At 68.3% G+C, this 18,802-nt stretch carries 15 protein-coding genes and 4 pseudogenes; 6 read left to right on the top strand and 13 right to left on the bottom strand.

Translation table 11 applies throughout. The annotated features are described in order from the left end of the window. The first annotated feature begins 82 nt into the window (after positions 1-82). The 3 genes and pseudogenes from P1P75_RS02130 to P1P75_RS02120 all read left to right on the top strand — a co-directional run bounded on the left by P1P75_RS02130 (position 83) and on the right by P1P75_RS02120 (position 2,698). The gene (locus tag P1P75_RS02130; protein ID WP_319251215.1) at positions 83-265 is read left to right on the top strand and encodes a hypothetical protein; all 183 of its coding nucleotides are present in this window, start codon (positions 83-85) and stop codon (positions 263-265) included. Positions 266-432: 167 nt separating this feature from the next. Then, positions 433-900: pseudogene (locus P1P75_RS02125) on the top strand (GAF domain-containing protein); the annotation flags it as partial. A gap of 286 nt (positions 901-1,186) precedes the next feature. Further along, the gene (locus P1P75_RS02120; RefSeq protein WP_319251213.1) at positions 1,187-2,698 is read left to right on the top strand and encodes a glycoside hydrolase family 43 protein; all 1,512 of its coding nucleotides are present in this window, start codon (positions 1,187-1,189) and stop codon (positions 2,696-2,698) included. Between the two features lie 98 nt (positions 2,699-2,796). On the opposite strand, the gene P1P75_RS02115 is transcribed toward P1P75_RS02120, so the two are convergent. Beyond that, complete coding sequence (locus P1P75_RS02115; RefSeq protein WP_319251211.1) at positions 2,797-5,109, bottom strand: beta-L-arabinofuranosidase domain-containing protein; 2,313 nt, start codon at positions 5,107-5,109, stop codon at positions 2,797-2,799. A gap of 689 nt (positions 5,110-5,798) precedes the next feature. Here P1P75_RS02115 and P1P75_RS02110 point away from each other — a divergent pair. After that, positions 5,799-6,590, top strand: a complete 792-nt coding sequence (locus P1P75_RS02110) for an alpha/beta hydrolase (RefSeq protein WP_319251209.1) — start codon at positions 5,799-5,801, stop codon at positions 6,588-6,590. 547 nt (positions 6,591-7,137) lie between these two features. Here P1P75_RS02110 and P1P75_RS02105 read toward each other — a convergent pair. From P1P75_RS02105 to P1P75_RS02075, 8 genes and pseudogenes are all read right to left on the bottom strand, one after another. After that, positions 7,138-8,157, bottom strand: coding sequence for an alcohol dehydrogenase catalytic domain-containing protein (locus P1P75_RS02105; protein WP_319251207.1), 1,020 nt, complete (start codon positions 8,155-8,157; stop codon positions 7,138-7,140). Positions 8,158-8,231: 74 nt separating this feature from the next. Beyond that, positions 8,232-8,555, bottom strand: coding sequence for an antibiotic biosynthesis monooxygenase family protein (locus P1P75_RS02100; RefSeq protein WP_319251205.1), 324 nt, complete (start codon positions 8,553-8,555; stop codon positions 8,232-8,234). 172 nt (positions 8,556-8,727) lie between these two features. Next, positions 8,728-9,120: a hypothetical protein gene (locus tag P1P75_RS02095; RefSeq protein ID WP_319251203.1), complete on the bottom strand. Its 393-nt coding sequence runs from the start codon at positions 9,118-9,120 to the stop codon at positions 8,728-8,730. Positions 9,121-9,187: 67 nt separating this feature from the next. Continuing rightward, a pseudogene (locus tag P1P75_RS41965) lies at positions 9,188-9,430 on the bottom strand (AMP-binding protein); the annotation flags it as partial. A 51-nt stretch (positions 9,431-9,481) separates the two neighbouring features. Continuing rightward, positions 9,482-10,621 carry a serine hydrolase domain-containing protein gene (locus P1P75_RS02090; RefSeq protein WP_319251201.1) on the bottom strand — a complete coding sequence of 380 codons (1,140 nt, stop codon included), beginning with the start codon at positions 10,619-10,621 and terminating at the stop codon, positions 9,482-9,484. A gap of 2 nt (positions 10,622-10,623) precedes the next feature. Continuing rightward, positions 10,624-12,117, bottom strand: a complete 1,494-nt coding sequence (locus tag P1P75_RS02085; protein ID WP_319251200.1) for an NAD(P)/FAD-dependent oxidoreductase — start codon at positions 12,115-12,117, stop codon at positions 10,624-10,626. Positions 12,118-12,221: 104 nt separating this feature from the next. Continuing rightward, positions 12,222-13,265 (bottom strand): AraC family transcriptional regulator, encoded by a 1,044-nt coding sequence (locus P1P75_RS02080; protein ID WP_319251198.1) that lies wholly within the window; start codon positions 13,263-13,265, stop codon positions 12,222-12,224. A 172-nt stretch (positions 13,266-13,437) separates the two neighbouring features. Then, complete coding sequence (locus P1P75_RS02075; protein WP_319251196.1) at positions 13,438-13,950, bottom strand: PaaI family thioesterase; 513 nt, start codon at positions 13,948-13,950, stop codon at positions 13,438-13,440. 388 nt (positions 13,951-14,338) lie between these two features. Between P1P75_RS02075 and P1P75_RS02070 the strand changes: the two genes are divergently transcribed. Next, positions 14,339-14,923: a TetR/AcrR family transcriptional regulator gene (locus tag P1P75_RS02070; RefSeq protein ID WP_319251194.1), complete on the top strand. Its 585-nt coding sequence runs from the start codon at positions 14,339-14,341 to the stop codon at positions 14,921-14,923. 28 nt (positions 14,924-14,951) lie between these two features. Here the strand turns inward: P1P75_RS02070 and P1P75_RS02065 are convergent, their stop codons facing one another. The 3 genes from P1P75_RS02065 to P1P75_RS02055 all read right to left on the bottom strand — a co-directional run bounded on the left by P1P75_RS02065 (position 14,952) and on the right by P1P75_RS02055 (position 17,039). Beyond that, on the bottom strand, positions 14,952-15,428 hold the full coding sequence (locus P1P75_RS02065) for a tautomerase family protein (RefSeq protein WP_319251192.1): 477 nt from the start codon (positions 15,426-15,428) through the stop codon (positions 14,952-14,954). 204 nt (positions 15,429-15,632) lie between these two features. Then, positions 15,633-16,286: a phytanoyl-CoA dioxygenase family protein gene (locus P1P75_RS02060; RefSeq protein ID WP_319251190.1), complete on the bottom strand. Its 654-nt coding sequence runs from the start codon at positions 16,284-16,286 to the stop codon at positions 15,633-15,635. A 171-nt stretch (positions 16,287-16,457) separates the two neighbouring features. Then, entirely contained in the window at positions 16,458-17,039 is a 582-nt protein-coding gene (locus tag P1P75_RS02055; protein ID WP_319251189.1) for a TetR/AcrR family transcriptional regulator, read from the bottom strand. Between the two features lie 385 nt (positions 17,040-17,424). Here P1P75_RS02055 and P1P75_RS02050 point away from each other — a divergent pair. Continuing rightward, positions 17,425-17,547 (top strand): annotated as a pseudogene (locus tag P1P75_RS02050) (XdhC family protein); the annotation flags it as partial. Between the two features lie 30 nt (positions 17,548-17,577). Here P1P75_RS02050 and P1P75_RS02045 read toward each other — a convergent pair. Continuing rightward, positions 17,578-17,841 (bottom strand): annotated as a pseudogene (locus tag P1P75_RS02045) (ABC transporter ATP-binding protein); the annotation flags it as partial. Positions 17,842-18,802 lie beyond the last annotated feature (961 nt).

Here is an 18,802-nt window from a genome sequence, read left to right as displayed (position 1 = left end):
GCACCCGCGTCGACCGCACGGCCACCGGGCCGAAGCCGAGACTCACGGACGAGGACGCCGCGTGCCGGCCGAGGAGTTCGACATGGACGCCGTCCGAGTGCCTGCCACCGCCGAGGAGACGGAGACGGCGACCGGGTCGTCATCTCGGCCCGTCCACGCGGGCCTCGACGCACTCCCGCTCACCGCCGGCCGACGCGGGCGGCAAGCAGGCCCGTGGGGTGCTGCCGGGGTGGGCCTCGCCCGCCTCATCTCGGCGCAGCCGTAGGTTTCCGTGCCGGCGATGTCCTCGATCCCCACCTCGTAGGTCGGGCCGCCCGCCGTGGCCTGCACCCGGACGCCGATCCGGGTCCCCGCATCCGGGGGCCCAACTCGGCCGACGCAGCCCGGCGACGCCGTCATCCGTGCCGAACGAGCCCGCGCACGGGATTTTGACTCATCCGCGCCGCACAGCACGGCGCGAAGCAGGACACCGACCGGACTCCCTCGCCTCCGATGCCGGTCGCTCACGCTCCTGGTTCCGTCGCCGCCCGCTGCATGGCCGTCGGCAGGTCCACGGTTCACCTCGCGGCGGAGCCCGGCCACGGCGGCGAATGGACCTTCGGACCCGGACTCGCCGCCGATCCGGCCCACTGGCCGCCAGGCAATCCGCTGATCGACGAGTCCATCGCCGCTGAAGGGCTGACCGGCCGGATCACCGTCCCGCTCCGGGCCCGCGGCGCGCTGCTCGGCGTCGTCGTGTTCTCCCGCAGCGACCGGCCGGAGGCCTTCACCGCCGACGATCTGATCCTCGCCGAGGAACTGACCGCGAAGGCAGCCGTCGCCATCGACAACGCCTGCCGGTACACGCGTGAGCGTACGACCGCGCTGACCCTGCAACGCAGTCTGCTGCTCCAGCGGATCTGGTGCGCGCAGACCCTCGCACAGGAGTGGGACTGGCGGGCGGGAGGTGTCGAAGTGCATCGATGCCGATGCTGTTGCTGACAATCTGTCAATGAACAGGTGGCGAAGGATTTTCTCACATCGAAGCTCTTGTTCCGCAAGAAATAAGTCCGCTACCTTCCCGTTCCAGGTGAAGCGCTTCGACAGTCTCCGTCTCACATCCGCGGCGCTGCTCCGCATCACCCGCACCAGACGGACGCTCCCTGAGCTCCGCCCTGTTCCTCACCCGACGGAAGGACGACCAAGGGTGCCCGCTCAGAGTCAGCCCGCCCGCCCCACCAACCCCGTGATCTCCGGCTTCCATCCCGACCCGAGCGTCTGCCGTGTCGGCGACGACTACTACCTCGCCTGCTCCAGCTTCGAGTACTTCCCCGGCGTACCCCTTTTCCACAGCCGTGACCTGGTGCACTGGCGGCAGATCGGCAACGTACTGGACCGGCCGGAGCAGTTGCGTCTGCCGGTCTCCATGCCGTCCTCGGGGGGCATCTACGCCCCCACCCTGCGCCATCACGACGGCCGTTTCTGGCTGATCGTCACCAATGCCCGAGAGGGCGGCGGCAACCTGATCGTCACGGCCACCGACCCGGCCGGACCATGGTCGGACCCGATCCCGGCACCAGGCGTGCCCGGAATCGATCCGGACCTTGCCTGGGACGAGGACGGCACCTGCTGGTGCACGGTCGCGGGGGTGTCGCAGGTCCGTATCGACCCGTCCACGGGCGAGACGTACGGGACCCCTCGGGCGCTCTGGTCGGGTGGGCCCGGCGCCAAGGCCCCGGAGGCGCCGCACCTGTACCGGATCGGCGACTACTGGTACCTGCTCATCGCCGAGGGCGGTACCGAGCGTGGTCACGGCGTGTCGATCGCCCGCGGCCGTACGCCGACCGGCCCGTTCGAGCCGTGCCCCGCCAACCCGGTCCTCACCCACCGCGGCACCGACCACCCCGTGCAGAACACCGGGCACGCGGACCTGGTCCAGGCACCGGACGGCTCCTGGTGGATGGTCTTCCTCGGCGTACGACCGCGCGGCGGCACCCCCGGCTGGCACGTACTCGGCCGGGAGACCTTCCTGGCTCCCGTGACCTGGGAGCAGGGCTGGCCGGTCGTCGGCCAGGTCACCTCGGACCTGTCCGAGCTCCCCTGGCCGCTCTCACCCGCTCCCGCCGAGGAACGGCGCGACGACTTCGGACTCGGCGAACTCGGGCCGGCCTGGATCTCCGTGCGGGACCGCCCTGCCGAGCTCTTTACCAGCGAGGAGCGCCCCGGCTGGCTGACGCTCCGCGCGCGGGGCGGCTCCCTGGACGAGCCCGACGCGGTGTTCGCCGGCCGGCGCCAGCAGGATCTCACCTGCCGCGCACGCACCCTGGTCGACCCGTCCGACGGGCGCGGCGGCCTCGCGGTCCGGCTGGACGAGCGGCACCACTACGCGATCGAGGCCTCCGGGACGGACGTACGGGTGATCGCGCGCGTCGGCTCCCTGCGCACGGTCCTGGCCGAACGCTCCGTACCCGCCGGGCCCCTGGTCCTCGCCCTCACCGTCACGGAACCACCGCCCCCGCACGGACCGTGCACCGGACCCGACGTCGTCTCCCTCGGCATCGAACAACCCGACGGCACGTTCACCGAGTTCGCGGCCCTCGACGGCCGCTATCTGTCGACCGAGGTCGCCGGCGGCTTCACCGGCCGGGTCATCGGCGTGTACGCCACCGCAGGCACCGTCCACTTCGACTGGTTCGACTACGAACCCCTCGGGGGCTGAACCGGTCCACGGGACAATGGGACCTCTGGCATCTGCGGATCGGCGGCCGGGAGTACGTGCCAGCCGCCGCCCGGCAGACGGGACTTTCGGAAATCGCCCTAGTTCCCCACGATGCGCCACCGGTTGTCGGCGGTGCCGTTGTCCGAGTCCTGGACTGCGAACGCGCCGACGGCGGTGGAGTTGTTCGCGATGGCGAGCAACTTGCCGCTGTTCACGTTGCGGATCTTGTAGGTCCCGTCTCCCTGGTCGAGCAGCGTCCACTTGTGGTCGGCGGTGCCGGTGTCCGACCATTGCAGGACGGTCGCGCCGTCCGTCGTGGCCATGTCCTGGACGCCGAGCACCTTGCCGCTGTTGGCATTGCGGAAGCGGAAGGCGTTTCCGTCGGCGATCATCTGCCAGTCGTGGTCGGCGGTGCCCGAGTCGGACCACTGCAGAGCGCGGGCACCGTCGGCCGTGGACATGTTCTGGACGCCCAGCACGAGACCGCTGCCCACGTTGGCGAGTCGGACGGTGCCGGTGCCGTTGGTGTTCCAGTAGACGGTGTAGTTGTGGCCGTGCGCGTCGTGGAACGGGCCCAGGTTGACGGTGGAGCCGTTGGCGGTGGCGGTGAAGGCGAGTGAACCGCTGCTGGTCCGGGTGATCGAGGATGTGTTCAGAGACGGGAGGGAACTGAGTGAGGAGTTCCCGTAGTTGCCCGACAGGACCACCGGGCCGTAGGTGACCGCGGCGACGTTCGCGTTGTCGTTGGCGGCCCGCATGGCGACCCGCATGGGCAGGCGGACGGTGACCGTGTCGCCGGAGGTCCACGAGCGGTTCAGCGTGGCGTAGCTGCCGGGGGTGGTGACTATGCTCTGCACGACGCCGTTGACGCTGACAGTGGCCCCGGTGGTCCAGCCCGGGATGCGGACGCGCATCGCCCAGGTGCCACTGACGTTGCCGGTGACCTGGAGGGACGTGGTGTCGCTGGTCGGGTACGACGTGGTCTGGGTGACCGTGATCCCGCGCTCCGACCAGTTGAGCACCGAGGGCACGAAGAGGTTCACGATCAGCGTGTCGTCACTGCGGAAGTAGATGGAGTCCATCAGCCTGGTGTGCATCTCCAGGCCCGTGCCCTGGCAGCACCAGAAGGTGCCGTAGTCGGTGCTCCAGGTTCCACCGCCCCACGCCGGGCCCACCCCGCGTCGGCCACCCGCGTTCAGCGGGGTGAAGTAGGTGACGTGGCCGTGGTCGTCGGCCGGGTTCTGCTGACCGATCATCTGGTTCAGCCACGCCCGCTCGTAGTAGTCGAACAGGGCGACCCGGCCCGGGTCCAGGGCGAACAGTTCCCTGGTGAGGGTGAGCATGTTGAAGGTGTTGCAGCTTTCGCAGGTGTCCTGGTTCAGGTAGCCGGCGATGGCGTTGGGAGCGCGGAAATGTTCCGCCTGGCTGTTGCCGCCGATGGCATAGGTGTGCGTGCCGACGCAGATGTTCCAGGCGTTGGTGGCGATGTCCCGGTAGCGGGCGGTGCCGGTGGCCTTGTACTCCCGGGCCGCCCCGATCCACTTGGGTACCTGGGTGTTGGCGTGCAGTCCGTTGAGCTGGTCCTGGTTGGACGCCAGCGGGTCGAAGACCGCCGCGTGGTCGAACCGCCGGGCGACGGTGAGCCACCGCGCGTCGCCCGTCTGCTGGTAGAGGTCGGTCAGCACGGTGTTCATGCCGCCGAACTCGGTCTGCAACATGGCCTGCATCTGCTGGCCGCTCAGCCGGCCGGTGCGCCAGTCGACCCAGCCCGCCAGCGCGAGCAGCACGTCGCGGGCCTGGGTGCTGCCGATGTGACGCCATACGTCCAACAGGCCGACGAGCGTCTTGTGGATGGTGTAGTACGGCACGTTGCCGTTGGTCAGGTTCCGTTGTTCGAGAGCGGTGAAGTCGGACTCGGGATAGCCGGAGAGGTACCCCGCGTTGAAGCCGGCGGTGCTGTTGTTGGCCTGGCATCTGGCCAGCTCCGCGACCATGCGGGTTGCCTTGTCGCGGCACGTGGTGTCCCCGGTCACGGCGTACAGCTGTGCCCAGGCCGTGAGGAAGTGCCCTTGCACGTGGGTGCGGAAGGGGAAGTCGGGCGCGTCCCAACCACCGTTGGCAGCCGCGCCGTTGGTGGACAGCCGGTGGTTGGCGCGGAAGTTGTACAGCAGCCGGTCGACATCGACGAAGCGCAGGTAGTTCCGCGTACGGTTCTGGTTGTCCAGCCACCGGCTTGCGGTGAGCCGCACCTGGTCGAGTGCGAAGGGGTGCGCCAAGACCCCGATGTCGGTCCTCGCCGGAGGGATGGCCGCGTGGGCGGGAGAACCGCCGATGAGGGATCCGGTGGCAGAGGCGGCGACGGCGCCCCCGGCTATCTGCAGAAGGCGCCGCCTGCTGACGGAGGAAGACATCTTGCACCCTTTCGGTGACGCGAGAGCGACTGCCTGGTCGGTGGTGCGTGGGGTCACACGTCCGCGGTCGTGTCGTACCTGCCGGGCGTGGGACGGCTGCGCGCGTCGATTGCCGCGCACGGGCTGAGCGTGCGAGACATACGAGACCGCCATTGTCCGTAATTTCGAACAGGGTTCGTCATTACGATCATTCTGAGATCAGAAGATAAAAGTGGGTCATGTTCCCGTCAATGGTTTGGACAGGACCGCTCCGGGCCGCCCTTTGCTGGGGCGGCCCGGAGAGTCGACCACCACCTCCCGCCGGATGGCAGCCGCAAGGCGATCGTCACTCCCGTCCGATGGAGGCGACGGCCGGCCCCGTGGTGCATGGGCCGGCCGTCGCCGGGGTGTCAACGTCCGGCGGGTACGAGGGCTGCTCCGTCCGGGCGCCGCATGCGCTTAGCGATCAGGCCGTGGCGGGGTGCCAGGCACCAGGTGAGGACGTCACGCCACGGAAGGCGCGGGGACGCGCCGACGCACCGGATGAGCGCTTGGTCCGATGATCAGTGGTGGGCCCAGGTGTACGCGAATACACTGACGCGGCGTTGTTTCTGGAGGAACGGATGAGTCTCGCGATGCATGCCGTCGCACTGTATTTGCGGGTCACTGCCAAACCCCGCTCGTCGACCGCGGCGCGTGCCCGGAACAGGATGCACCAGCCGAAGGGTTCCGCACAGCCACCGGTCGCGCTGCGCCGGCGCCACGACGTGTCCGTGCGGCAGGTCGCCGGGTTCGCCTGCTGGACCGTCCTGCCACGCGGGAAAGCGGCCACCCGCGGTGCGGTGTACCTGCACGGCGGGGCGTACACCAGCGAGATCATCACACAGCACTGGGCCCTGATCGGCGCGTTGGCCGACGCGGGCGTCCACGTCGAGGTGCCTCTCTACGGCCTGACCCCGCAGCACACCTACCGCGAGGCGTATCCACTGGTGATCGAGGTGTACCGGCAACTGCTGGAGCAGTTGCCCGCCGCGGCGGCGACCCTCGCCGGCGACTCGGCCGGCGCCGGTCTCGCGCTCGGCGTCGCCCGGGAACTCCCTGCGGCGGGGCTGCCGCAGCCCCGCCGGATCGTCCTGATCTCCCCCTGGCTCGACCTCACGCTCAGCCAACCGGCGGTGCAGACCGTCGCACCGCACGACCCATGGCTGTCCCCGGCCGGCCTCGTCGAGATGGGCCACGCGTGGGCGGGTGGCGACGATCCGGCCGCCCCGCGCCTGAGCCCGATCAACAGCCCGCTGAATGGCCTCGCATCGGTATCGGTGTACATCGGCACCCGCGACATCTTCTACCCGGATGTGTGCCGGCTGCGCGAGCGTGCCACCGCCGAGGGAGCACCGCTCGAAGTGACGGTCTGTCCGGGCGCCGTGCACGTCTACCCGCTGACCCCCACCCCCGAAGGCCGGGCCGCGGCCACCCGCATCGTGAAGGACATCTCCCAGTGATGCCCGGCGGCCTCCTCAAAAAGGGCTGACGCTGTTGTCCTCGTTCGCCCAGCGCGTCAGGCAGTGGGGCGGCCGAGGAGGCGGGCCGCGCATTCGATCGCCCGGTCAGCCCGCGCACGGTCTCCGGAGACGAGAAGGTCGAGCTGGAGGTCTCGAACTGCGCGAGGAGGAGGGTGGCCGAAGCCCGTGATCCGTCCGTGGCCGAGGAACTCGGTGTTCATCACGAGGCTCTGCGCGGCTGCATCCGCGAGGCCGAGGCTGACGCCGTCGACCTGCTCACTCCCCGCACAACCGCGCCGAGCCGACCGCTCTGCGCAAGGAAAATGCCTACCCCAAGCGGTCGAACGAGGTTCGCGGACGGCTCTTCCGGGCAGCGAAGCCACGCTTGGGGAGCCACTGCGCCTATAGATGAGGCCGGTGCCTTGATGGACCTGTACCGAGCCGACGGGAGATCACTACGGTCTCGCACCACTCGAACGTGCCGCCGATCAGGTCGACGTCGCCGTTCGAGCGGTGAACGCCGCAACGGACCGAGGGTCCCGGTGCCTCAGTTCTCCAGGACGAAGATCGGCTTGTGGCCGGCTCGGTCGGAGGTCAGCACGTCGGGGATTTCGGCCCAGCCGTAGATGCCGCTGGTGACCAGCTCGGGGTGGAGCGTCCCTGCGGCCACCGCCTCGAGGGTGGGTGTCATGTTCGGTCGCGCGTGTCCCTTGCCGTTGTGGAAGTGGACCCCGCGCTGGTACAGCGCGAGCAGGGGAAGCTGGACGTCGTCGAAGTAGATGCCGACGCTGTTGACGTGGCCCTCGGGCATGACCGACAGCAGTGCCTTGCGCAGCCGCTCGGGGTCGCAGCTGGCGTCCACGGCGAGGTGGAAGTCCTTCTCACGCTTGCCGTGGATGTCGTGGACCTCGGCGCCGAGCTGCTCGGCGACCTTCATCCTGACCGGGTCGTCGTCGTAGTAGACGGTGCGGGCGCCGGCGCAGTGGACCGCAACGTCGACGCAGTACAGGCCGATGGAACCGGTGCCGCCGAAGACCGCGATCTTCGGGTCGGGGATCCCGGCGACGGTCGGCATCACCGTCTCCCAGCCGAGCGCGAGGTTGTCGCCGATCGAGGCCAGATGGACCGGGTCGACTCCGGCGGGCAGCTTCGCCAGGTTGAAGTCCGCGTAGGGGACGCGGATGAGTTCGTCGAAGGTCCCGCCCCAGGCCCCGTTCACCGGAAGACCGTACTGGGCGTCGCCGTGGAGGAGACAGCGGGCGGGGTGTCCGAGCTTGCATTGGGCGCAGGTGCCGCACGCTATGTGCCACGCGACGCCGACGACGTCGCCGACCGCTACGTCCGTGCAGTCGGGGCCGACCTCGACCACTGTGCCTACGCACTCGTGGCCGATCGGGAACGGGCCGAATCCAGAGAACGGGGTCTTGTCGCCGATGACATGGTGGTCGAGATCGCACGTCGTGGCCGCGAGCGGGCGGACGAGCGCGTCGGTGCCCTCGACGATGGTGGGGGCGTCGACCTCGTCGAAGCGCAGCTGTCCGGGCGCGACGAACATCAGGCTCTTCATGGGAATGCTCCTCGTTTTCGTGGAGGGGACCGGGTCGGCCGATCTGCCTGCCGGCCCGGTCCCCCGTTGGTCGGTCAGACGGCGCCGGTGTCCGGGTCGCCGGCGGGGATCGCGTCCAGGAACGCTGCCTGCAGGGGTGCGGCGAGTGCCTGCGCCAGTGCGGCGCCGATCTCCCGCATCGCGGCACCCTTCAAGTGCGCGCCCAGCGCCTCCTGGGAGGCCCACTTCTCGATCACGACGAATTCACTGGTGGCGTCCGTCTTGCGGTGCAGCGCATACCGCAGGCATCCGGGCTCGGCGTGCACTGCGGGCACCGCCGCCTTCAACGCTTTCTCGACCAGCTCTTCCTGGCCGGGCTTGGCGACCAGCGTCGCCACTACGACAACCGGATTGGCCATCGGATACCCCTCTCAACTTCAGCAATATAACATTCGTTATAAACAGTGGCAGATAAAGTACTCCGCCGTTCACAGCGCTCCGTGGGCGACCTCGCCGCAGCCGACATCGAGGACGTCGCGGTGGTAGACACGGCTCCGATGCTCTCCGTGCGCTCCGGCGGGCCCGGCTGAATCACTCACCGGTCGGCGAGTGGCCCGCCGACCCGCTAGCGTGCCCACGGGCCCCTGCCCGCAGTTCCTGGCGCAGAAGCTTGCCTGCCGACGATTTGGGTATCGCGGCCGTGAATTCGACGTCCCTCACCTTTTTGTACGGCGCGACCTGTGCGGCCAGGAAGTCCATCACCTGCTCCGCGCTCAACGCGGCATTACCCGTGACGACGAACGTCTTCGGGATCTCTTCGCCCTCGGCGTCGACCACACCGATCACAGCGGCGTCGGCGATGTCCGGGTGGGTCAGCAGCAGCGCCTCGAGTTCGGCCGACGCGACCTGGTAGCCCTTGTACTTGATCAGCTCCTTGATGCGGTCGACGATGTAGACGCATCCAGTGGAATCGACCCTCGCCAAGTCGCCTGTGCAGGTTCACCGTGGTCACGGTGGCTCCGGCCCGCAGGATTCCGTGGAAGGCGACCGCGAACGCCGGGGTGTTCGGGCACAGCAGCGCCACCGCGTCACTGGGGCCGATGCCACGCTCCATCAGTTCGGCGGCGAATCCGTCGACGCGCGGCTTCAATGACCCGTACGTCAACGATTCTCCGGATTCCGCGGAGACCAGCGCGACCCGCTCAAGGTCAGCGGAACTCAGACCCGCGAACAGGAATTCGTGCAGCGCCAGATCAGGCAGCTCCACGTCGGCATGGGGACTGGCGAAACTCATGCATGCACCTTCGATTCAAACGTTCCCTGACCACTGATCGATGGTCTTTTGCTATTCCAGCGCCGCGAAAGCTGCGCTGACGTACTGAATCGTGCGGTCGCTACCGAGCAGCCCGGCGCCCATGTTGTTCATGACGTAGGAGATCGTGGCCCGGCGTTCGGTATCGATCACGACCACCGACCCGCCCCATCCAGTCCAGAAGCAGATCCGCCCTCGCGGGAGATACGGCACCGCCGGCGACGGCAGGCCGTAACCGATGCCGAATCGCAGATGCGTCCCGAGGACCAGATCCGGGCCGTCGGACTGCTGTCTGAAGATCAGCTCGATGGTCTGCGGCGACAGCAGCCATACCCTGTCGAGGGTGCCGCCGCAGGCGATGACCGAGTGGATTCTGGCGAGTGACCGGGCGTTGCCGTGGCCGTTGGCGGCGCCGATCTCGGCGCGACGCCATTCGGGAGTCCACGACTCGTCCGCCGTGCCCAGAGGGCCGGTGAAGGTCTTCATCCACACGCTGTCCGCATCGGCGCCGGCAAGGTCCGTCGACCGGAACGGCGGCGGTGGAACGACATCGGCGACCCTGCCGAATTCGGAGTCAGGCAAGCCGATGTGGAAGTCGGCGTCCAACGGACCGGCGATCTCCTCCGCGACGAACCGGCCCAGTGTCCGCCCGTCGATCCGCCGGATCAACTCGCCCACCATGTGCCCGTAGTTCAGCAGGTGATATCCCGAGGCCGTCCCCGGGGGCCACCACGGCGCCTGCGCGGCCAACCTGGCTGTCGACGTCGGCACGTCGCAGACGTCCGCGACGGTCACCGGCCGCTCCCAACCCGAGACACCGGAGGTGTGGGACAACAGGTGCCGGACCAGCACACTCTCCTTGCCCTGGGCCGAGAACTCCGGCCAGTACCGGGCCACCGGGGCGTCGACGTCCAGCAGTCCACGCTCGACCAGCAGCAATGCCGCCAGGGACGTAACCGTTTTCGTACACGACCAGACATTCGTGATCGTGTCGCGCCGCCACGGCACGGTACGGCTCGGGTCGGTCCATCCGCCCCACAGATCGACCACCGGCTCTCCGTCGATGGCGACCGCGAGCGAGGCGCCGAGCTCCTCGCCCGAGTCGAGGTTCTCGGAGAGCAGTGCGCCCATCTCCGCGAAGCGTGGGTCACACACGCCGTCCACGTGTGCCACGGTCAGCCTCCCAGTCGGCGATCGGCACCGGCAGGTGAGCCGGCATCGGGCAGTGCCAACGACGCGCGGGGCACTCCGCGCAGCTCGCGGCGCAGACTCGCGCGTGCGACGTCGGCAGCGTCCAACGGATAGGTCTGGTGCATCCGCCACGGACTGCGGTCGCCCTGCCGGGGGAAGGTGGCCACGCCCCGCCGGACGTAGCTCGACGCCAACTCGATCATGGGCTTCTCGCGCACCCCGGGCTCCGCAGGTGCGGTGACCACCGCGAGGTCCGCGCGGCGCATGTGGTTGAGGATCCGGCACACCAGTCGCGCGGTGAGATCCGCCCGCATCGTCCAGGACAGGTTGACGTAGCCGAAGCAGAGCGCGAAGTTCGGCACGTCGCTCAGCATGGCGCCCCGCCACAGCATGTGACGCGCGGGCTCGACCGGCTTGCCGTCGACGCTCACGTCGATGTGGCCCAGCGCCAGCATGCGAAGCCCGGTCGCCGTCACCACGATGTCGGCCGGTAGCACCGCCCCCGACCGCAGCTGAATGCCCTCGGCCACGAAGGCGTCGATGTGATCGGTGACCACGTCGACTTCCGCGCGCTTGATCGCCTTGAACAGGTCCGCGTCGGCCGTGATGCACACCCGTTGGTCCCACGGCGCGTAGGGCGGCGTGAAGTGCTCACGCACCGCGTCCTCACCGATCCGCCGTGTGGCGGCTGTGGTCAGCAACGTCCGCGCCCGGTCCGGGAACCGCCGACAGTAGTGGTAGAACCCGTTGGCGTAGGCGGCGTTCCGAGCCCGGATGACCCGATGCGCCAACCCGGCGGGCAGACGCCTCCGAAGCTTGTCGGCGAACCGGTCCCGGCGCGGCAGCGAACTGACCCATGTGGGCGTGCGCTGCAGCATGGTCACCTTCGCCGCGTCGCGGGCCATCGCGGGAACCACCGTGATCGCGGTCGCACCGCTGCCGATCACAACAACACGCTTGCCGGCGTGGTCGAGTTCGTCGGGCCAGAACTGCGGATGCACCACCGTGCCGGTGAACGACTCGATTCCCGGGAACTGCGGGTCATGTCCGCGCTCGTAGTCGTAGTAGCCGGTGCATGTGAAAAGGAACGAGCACGTGACAGTGGACCGCTGAGTCCCGTCCTCGCCTCCGGCCCGCTCGATGGTCACCGTCCAGCGGGCCGTCTCACTGCACCAGTCAGCCGCCACCACCTTGGTGCCGCAATGGACATGGCGGTCGATACCGAACTGCTCGACGGTGCGCCGCAGGTAGTCGAGGATCTCGCCTCCGTCGGCCATGGAATTCCCGCCGGTCCACGGCTGGAACGGAAAACTCAGCGTGTAGATATCGGAGTCGGCACGCACTCCGGGATACCGGAACAGGTCCCACGTCCCGCCCAGGGACTCACGGGCCTCCAGCACGGCATACGAACGATCGGGACACTGCGACTGCACCCGGTACGCGGCGTCGATCCCGGAGATCCCCGCGCCGACGATCACGACGTCGACGTGATCGGGCAGCGGAGAAGGGTGTGCGGAACTCGTCATGGCACCCGAGTATCGGGACGTTCCAAACCCTCTGCTTAACCTTGGGCGACAAAAATTTAACTCCGCGCGACACCGTTTCGTGCAGGTCCGATCTTGGCGTCACGACGGACCTGCGTGGGGGTTCTGCCGAACCATCGGCGGGCCGCGCGCGTGAGCGCCGCCTGTCCGGCCAACTCCACCAATGACGCGACCTGAGAAAACGGCATATCGGTCCCCGTCAGCAACCGGTGGGCTGAGTTCTTACGTACGTCGTCGAGGATCGCCTGGAACGAGCTGCCCTCTTCCGCCAGTCGCCGCTGCAGCGTACGCGGATGCATGTGCAGCCACTGCGCGATCATGTCGATCCGCGCGGGTACCGTACCCAGCGCACGACTGACCGCCGACCGCACCATGGTCGAGACACTGTCGCGGGGGTCGGTGTAGTGCGACTCCAAGTACTCCACGACCATGCGCCGCAGTTCGGGATTGACCGGGGTCGACATCGGCTGGGCGAAGAGCTTCGTCGGCACCCGTAGCAGGGCCTGGCCGGCGTTGAACCGGACCGGCGCGCCGAAGAACTCGGCGTACACCGACTCGTCCGTCAGCGGCGGATGGGGCATATAGACCCCGAGCAGTTCGTATCCGCCGCTCATCGTGATGAGAATACGATGCAGCTGCCCCAGGCCCGCGTCGATGGTCTGGGGCTCATACGGAATATCCGGATGCAACATCCGGTATTCGACTGCCCCCACCCCCGCATAGCGCTCGGGATCAGGCTCACGCGACAGACGAATGGCCTGGTTGTGCACGAACAGGAATCTGGACGCACAGTCCAGCCCTTCGCCGACCGTGTCACAATTGCCGACCGCCAAAGCCAATGGGCCGAGCGTCGACATGTCCTGACAGGCAGCCAAACGCAAGCCGAGGTCCGGACAGTTCAATCTCTTCGCCGCACTGCGCAGAATGCGCCCGGCCGTCGCCGTCGGCAACAGTCCGTCCTCGGAATCCAGATCGCTGGGCGAAACGCCGAACTCGGCCAACAGTCTCGCCCCGTCACCCCCGAGATCGTCGATCAATCGATCGATACCCCGGATTGCAGCGGCCCGGATCTCCATCTGCATACGTCAACCATCTCCCCATCTCCCCATCGCCAGGCCGCCGGCTTCGTAAGCCGGGCCCGGTCCACCGAGTACGCACGTGGAACGTCCGCAGGCCGACAGGAAGCCGTCCGGCCGCCTGAAACACGCTCACGTCCGCCGGCTCGTCGGCGAGAAGCGTTCGCTCACCTTCCCCTTACAGGTCGGGGAACAGGGCGCGGGTCCGGTGAGGGTCGGGTGCGACGAAGACACCTTCAGCTGTGACCAGGTCTGTGGTGCGGTCCGCCAAAGTGGTGATCGATCCGGCCACGAAGATCTTGCGGTTCTCCGTCCCGGTGACGCGAGCGAGAATCTGCAGGGGTGTCTCCAGCGGGACGGGTCGGTGGTAGCGCATCTGCAGGGAGACGGTCAGGCCGGCCATTCCGGCTGCCGCGCAGGTGCGCCCCATGAGTTCGTCCAGGAGCATGGCGCTCATACCGCCGTGGCCGTAGCCGGGCGGGCCTGTGTGGGCGATGCCCAGGGTGCAGTGACCGACCAGGCCGTCTTCGGTGGGCGTGATGTGCACGGGCGGTGCCAGCGGGCTGCCGGCTCCGACGACCGGGCTGTAGATCCGTGTCCCCCCGGGAAACTCGTCCACCTCGGGGATCTCCGCCCGCGCACGCCGCCGTCCCGTCAGTCGGCCGGTGACCCGACGGACGTCATCTGCCACGCGGTGGAGGGTCTCCGGGGAGGCGGCGGTGCGAACCGTGGCCTCCACCAAAGCGCGCAGTTCGCGGCCAAGGCGAGTGATGGCCGCTTTCTGGTGTTCCAGATCCTCGTCCGTCGCTCGCGCGGATGGCGTGTCTGCGTCGGCGGCCGACGGGTCGGCAAGGGAAGCACGCATCGGGTTTCTCGGTGCGGTGGGGCCGGGCGAGCGGTGAGTGCGGTCAGACATCGGTCAGGGCATCGGCCGGTGCCGTTGGACGGATCATCATCACGAGACCTACCTCGCTTCGTTTCGTTCGACGACATTTCGGACTATGACAGTCGCTATAGACGACGATCACGGTAGACTATGACAACCGTTATAGCCAGCGAAGCCAGAAGGGATCACGTACGTGACCAAGCCCACCCCGACGGCGCGCGAGCGGATCGTCGCCGGAGCCGCCGACATGATCAGCCGGCGCGGCCTGAACGCGACGAGCATCCGCGAAATGGCCAAGCACGCCCGGGCGCCACTCGGCTCGACGTACCACTACTTCCCCGAGGGCAAGCAGCAGTTGGCCACGGAAGCCGTCCGCTATACGGGCGCATGGGCCGCACGCAGCCTGCGCAAGGCACTGGAGGCAGGTCCGGTCGCCGGCCTGCGGGCCTTCCTCGCGCTGTGGCGCAAGATCGTCGTCGACAGCGACTTCCGGGCCGGCTGCCCCGTCCTCGCCGTCTCCATCGAGGAACCCACCACCGACGAGACGCCCGCTGCCCTCGCGGCCGCCGCCGACGTCTTCACCGAGTGGGAGAGCCTGCTGGCCGCCTCGCTACGCGAGCACGGAGCCGAACGAGAACAGGCGGCACAACTCGCGACGCTCATCGTCGCGGCCGTCGAGGGAACCGTCGCCATGTGCCGCGCCAAGCGCAGCACCCAGCCCCTCGACGACACCGCCGAGCAGTTGCAGGCACTCATCCTCGCCACCATCAAGGACTGATCGGAGCCACCTTCTACGACTGCGACCTTCAGGCACCGAGCGCGGCGCGGACCGCCTTGACCCTCTCCTCCGTGAACACCCCGCTCTCAAGGAGCGACAGGATGGACAGCACGCCGCCGGACGACCCCCAACTGCCTTCGTCGATCACACGGAAGTTGACCCACCACGCCGGCGACGGCTTCTCCAGTCCGCAGGCCGCCGCCAGTGCGGCCAGGACGCGCTCGATGACCTCGGCCCGCACGTCCGGCTGCCAGGCGGCATCCATGACCGCGAGGTCGATCGCCATCACGTCGAGCTCCGGGTCGGCGTCCGCCAGGAGCCGGCCGCCGATCGCCATCATGTCCCGCTCGCGCTCGACGAAATGCACCTGGAACCCGGGCCGGGCGGCGGGAACACGCTGCCCCACCTCGGGTACCAGTACCGCGTCCGTCAGTGTCTCGGCCAGCTCTCGGCGCTGCTCAAGGCTCAGGCGTCCCTTCGGTGCGTTCACGGTGATGATGGTCATGGCATCCTCCTATGACGGTCGTTATAGAGAGCAGCAGAATACACCCGCCTATAACGACTGTCATATCTAGTCTTGGCTCGACGACAGGCGTTCGCGCCAGCCACCGCGCCGCCACGCACAGAGACGCATGGCCTCGACCGGCTTGTGCGGGCAGGCCCCCAGCGCGCTCATGGGAGCGGAGCGAAACACTCGGGTGATGAGCCTTCAGGAGCGGCCGTCGAGCAGGCGCTTGGGGTGCATGCCGTCGACCATTCCGAGGAAGGGCGGATGGATGCTGTAGCCGAGCATCCGGCGGATGCCCTCAGACACCACGCGGACCGTGTCACGGGTGGTGGACAGAGTGAACGCCTCCTGCGGCCGAAGCCACGGCTCGCAGTACTGGGCGGTGACGGCCAAGCGGGCATCGGCGGACGCATTGGCGCCGCCCCCATGCCACAGAGTGCCCACAAAGAAGACGCAGGAGCCCGGTGACATGACGGCCTTCACCCGGGCGTCGCCGTCTGCCGGTTGACGGTCGCCCCAGCGGTTCGTACCCGGCAGGACCACTGTTGCGCCGTTCCCCTCGGTGAAGGCGTCGATGGCCCACACCGTGGCCGCGCTCAGTGGTGACCGGGGACGGGGCACGGGGTACATGCCATCGTCGTGGTGCAGCAACTGGGCATTCTCGCCGGGTTGGATGTTGATGACCTGGAGTTGGGAGAGCAGGTGGTTGGGCAGGAGCAGCCGGTCCAGCAGGGCCAGCACTCTCGGGTGATCGACCAGACGGTCACAGGCTCGGGTCTTGTTCAGGACGCTGTAGACGCGCTGGGTCAGCCGGCCCTCGAACGTGTTACGACCTGTCCTGTCCAGCAGAGGCATCACGGCTGCCCGGACGTCTTCACACTGACCGAGTCACCGGATCCCGCGGCGAAGTCGACGAGACGGCGACCGATGGGACCGTCGCGCCGGAGATGAACATCTTCACGGCAGGGGAATCCCCATGCGCGACAGAGATTGGCCCCGATCCCGCGGATCTCGGCTCCCCGATCGTCACCCTCTCCCTGGGGCGCCCGCTCGCAGCCCGTCCATGACAAGGTCCAGGAGCCGAGCGCTCTGGGCTTGCCAGTCCCCACGGGCATCGATCTGCCAAATGCCGGCGATGGCCAAGACGAAGTCGTCGACGGTCAGTCCCGGACGGATGGTGCCGGCCTCGTGATTGGCCGCGACCAAAGCTCCGATCGCCGCGACCACCGGCGCGTATCCCGGCTGCGCGGGACCATCCGCCGTACCGACGATCTGACGCATCGCGTCCGACAAGCCGGCCTTGGCGACGGCGAAGCGGGCGAGTTGGTCCAGCCATGCACGGAGGGCCTGGTCGGGCGTCCGGGTTTTGAGCAGTTCCGTCGCAGCGTCCGTGAGCAGTCGCACCTCGTGGCCATAGACCTCCAGGACGAGCGCTTCACGGTTGGGAAAGTTGCGATAGAACGTGCCCTGCCCAACCCCCGCCTTCTTGGCGATCAGACTCAGCGGAACATCCACAGCACGCGACAACTCAGCCAGCGCCACCTCCAAAATCCGCTCCCTATTGCGCTGTGCGTCCGAGCGCTGAGGCCCGCCGTTCCTGGACTCCACGTCCCCCTCCTTCCGGGCTCACACCCCCCACGACCCCTTGCCAACCGGATAACTGTCCGGTACGTTCCGGGTAGCGGACATCGGTCCACTTAGGTCCACCATAGCGCCGGCTGCAGTCAAGGCGAGCGGCCGGTGGCACGCGACCGGCATTCGCTCAGGCCATCAAGGCGCACGGGTGGATGGGCCCGGCTCCGACGCCTCGTCAGGGTCAAGGAACCGGCGAGATCGGAATTGTGGGCGTGGCGGCGGTACGCGCCCTACGGTCCAGCACGCCCCGACCTACTTCGACGCCATCCGCCCGTCCGTCCCGATCGCGTGCTGACTGCGGAGAGTCCAAGTGCTTGATATAACCCGCAAGTTGAGTCGATGACTCCAAGAGGCCAGAGAGTTCGCCGTGGCCACCGTTGCCGGCGTCAGCGGCAGCACGCCACGGCGACTCGGAGCGGCCCTCGCCATGGACCGCAACGGCAATGTCATCGGATCGGCCTCCAGCGGTTGCGTGGAAGGAACCGTGCATGACCTCCGCGGGAGCGGGGGTTCAGCCGGTGACGGTGACGGTCAGCAGAGCCTGGGCATCCTCGGAGAGCACGGCGGTGTCGGTGTGGAGCAAGCAGGCCTCGGGCTGGACGCCGAGGCTGACCTGGCCGGTGAGTCCGCCGCGGTTGGTGACGACCTGGACGACCAGGTCGCCGACCTTGAGGTCGTACTGGGACCGGGAGCCCAGGTAGGACGTGGTGAGGACCTCGGCGCTGATGACGTTGGCGCCCGGCGCCGCCTGGTCGGGGGCCGCCGGCACGGAGAGACGCTCGGGACGGTTCGCGACGGTGACGGTGTCGCCCGCAGCCGATTGCCGGGTTGTCGTGACCGACCCGGCCTGGTCGAGGGCCGCCGGTTCCGGGACGGCTCCGTATCAGGTTTCCGCCTTTCCGGAGCGCGGTGCGGGCACCGCCGCGCTGGGCACCGGTCACAGGAGGACGATCGACGGACCCCGTCCATGGACCCAGGTTCTTCGGATCAGTTGGCACCATGCGCCATCACCTCTTCGCCGGCGCCTTCGATGTCGCCGGACCACGGCTCACCCCTGTCCCGACGGGCTGGCCGTGGAGACGACGGGTGACGTCGGATGGAGCTGTCGCGGCCGACGCGGTCTCCTTCTTGGACCCGGTCGGAGCACCGGTACGACTGGGGATGGCAGCCGGAGACGGTATCTGTGCAGCGTGGCCGCGGTCTGGGACCCCGACACCGTCCTCCGCCGGCAGGGAAGGCGCGGGCAAGGGCGATGGCGAAGGAACAGGGGCAGGGCCGGCGGGGCTGGTCACCGGGTAGCAGTCCGACGGCGTCGGCGCGAGCGTCGCACGGGCCGGGAGCCGGGACACCGACACCACGCCGGACGTGGCGGAGAGTGCCGCGACCTGCCGGCCTGTGAGCCGGGCGGTGAAAGCGTCGGGCGTGTCACCGAAGGTGTCACTGAGCCGTACCGCGTAGACGTCGCTACCGTCCTCCCGTCGCCCTCCCGGCCCCGGAGCATGGACAGTCGTTGTTCTGGCCTGCATGACAGTGAAGGTGAGCACCAGGACTCCGGCGAAGACAGGGGCCAGCAGCATGCCGATCGCCCGGCCGCCTCCGTGATTCTGTGTCAACTCTGCTCCAGGTGGTCTGTCCGATATGGCGCCTGCCCCCATGACCGCAAGGACGGCCTTTCACCTCTGGCAGGTCATCGGTTCCGATGTCCATGTGGGGCGTCGACAGATCGGCAAGGTGGG

The sequence above is a fragment of the Streptomyces sp. ID05-39B genome, from assembly GCF_033794725.1.
Lineage (GTDB): Bacteria > Actinomycetota > Actinomycetes > Streptomycetales > Streptomycetaceae > Streptomyces > Streptomyces bobili.
The sequence above is the reverse complement of the archived record's forward strand: the minus strand, read 5'-3'. Positions and strand labels throughout refer to the sequence as shown.

What these genes read in the sequence shown, in the direction of transcription:
- P1P75_RS02080 (WP_319251198.1), bottom strand. Translation starts at nt 13,265, where the DNA reads ATGCAGATGGAGATCCGGGCCGCTGCAATCCGGGGTATCGATCGATTG.
- P1P75_RS02130 (WP_319251215.1), top strand. Translation starts at nt 83, where the DNA reads ATGGACGCCGTCCGAGTGCCTGCCACCGCCGAGGAGACGGAGACGGCG.
- P1P75_RS02060 (WP_319251190.1), bottom strand. Translation starts at nt 16,286, where the DNA reads ATGCCTCTGCTGGACAGGACAGGTCGTAACACGTTCGAGGGCCGGCTG.
- P1P75_RS02110 (WP_319251209.1), top strand. Translation starts at nt 5,799, where the DNA reads ATGCACCAGCCGAAGGGTTCCGCACAGCCACCGGTCGCGCTGCGCCGG.
- P1P75_RS02115 (WP_319251211.1), bottom strand. Translation starts at nt 5,109, where the DNA reads ATGTCTTCCTCCGTCAGCAGGCGGCGCCTTCTGCAGATAGCCGGGGGC.
- P1P75_RS02105 (WP_319251207.1), bottom strand. Translation starts at nt 8,157, where the DNA reads ATGAAGAGCCTGATGTTCGTCGCGCCCGGACAGCTGCGCTTCGACGAG.
- P1P75_RS02100 (WP_319251205.1), bottom strand. Translation starts at nt 8,555, where the DNA reads ATGGCCAATCCGGTTGTCGTAGTGGCGACGCTGGTCGCCAAGCCCGGC.
- P1P75_RS02065 (WP_319251192.1), bottom strand. Translation starts at nt 15,428, where the DNA reads ATGACCATCATCACCGTGAACGCACCGAAGGGACGCCTGAGCCTTGAG.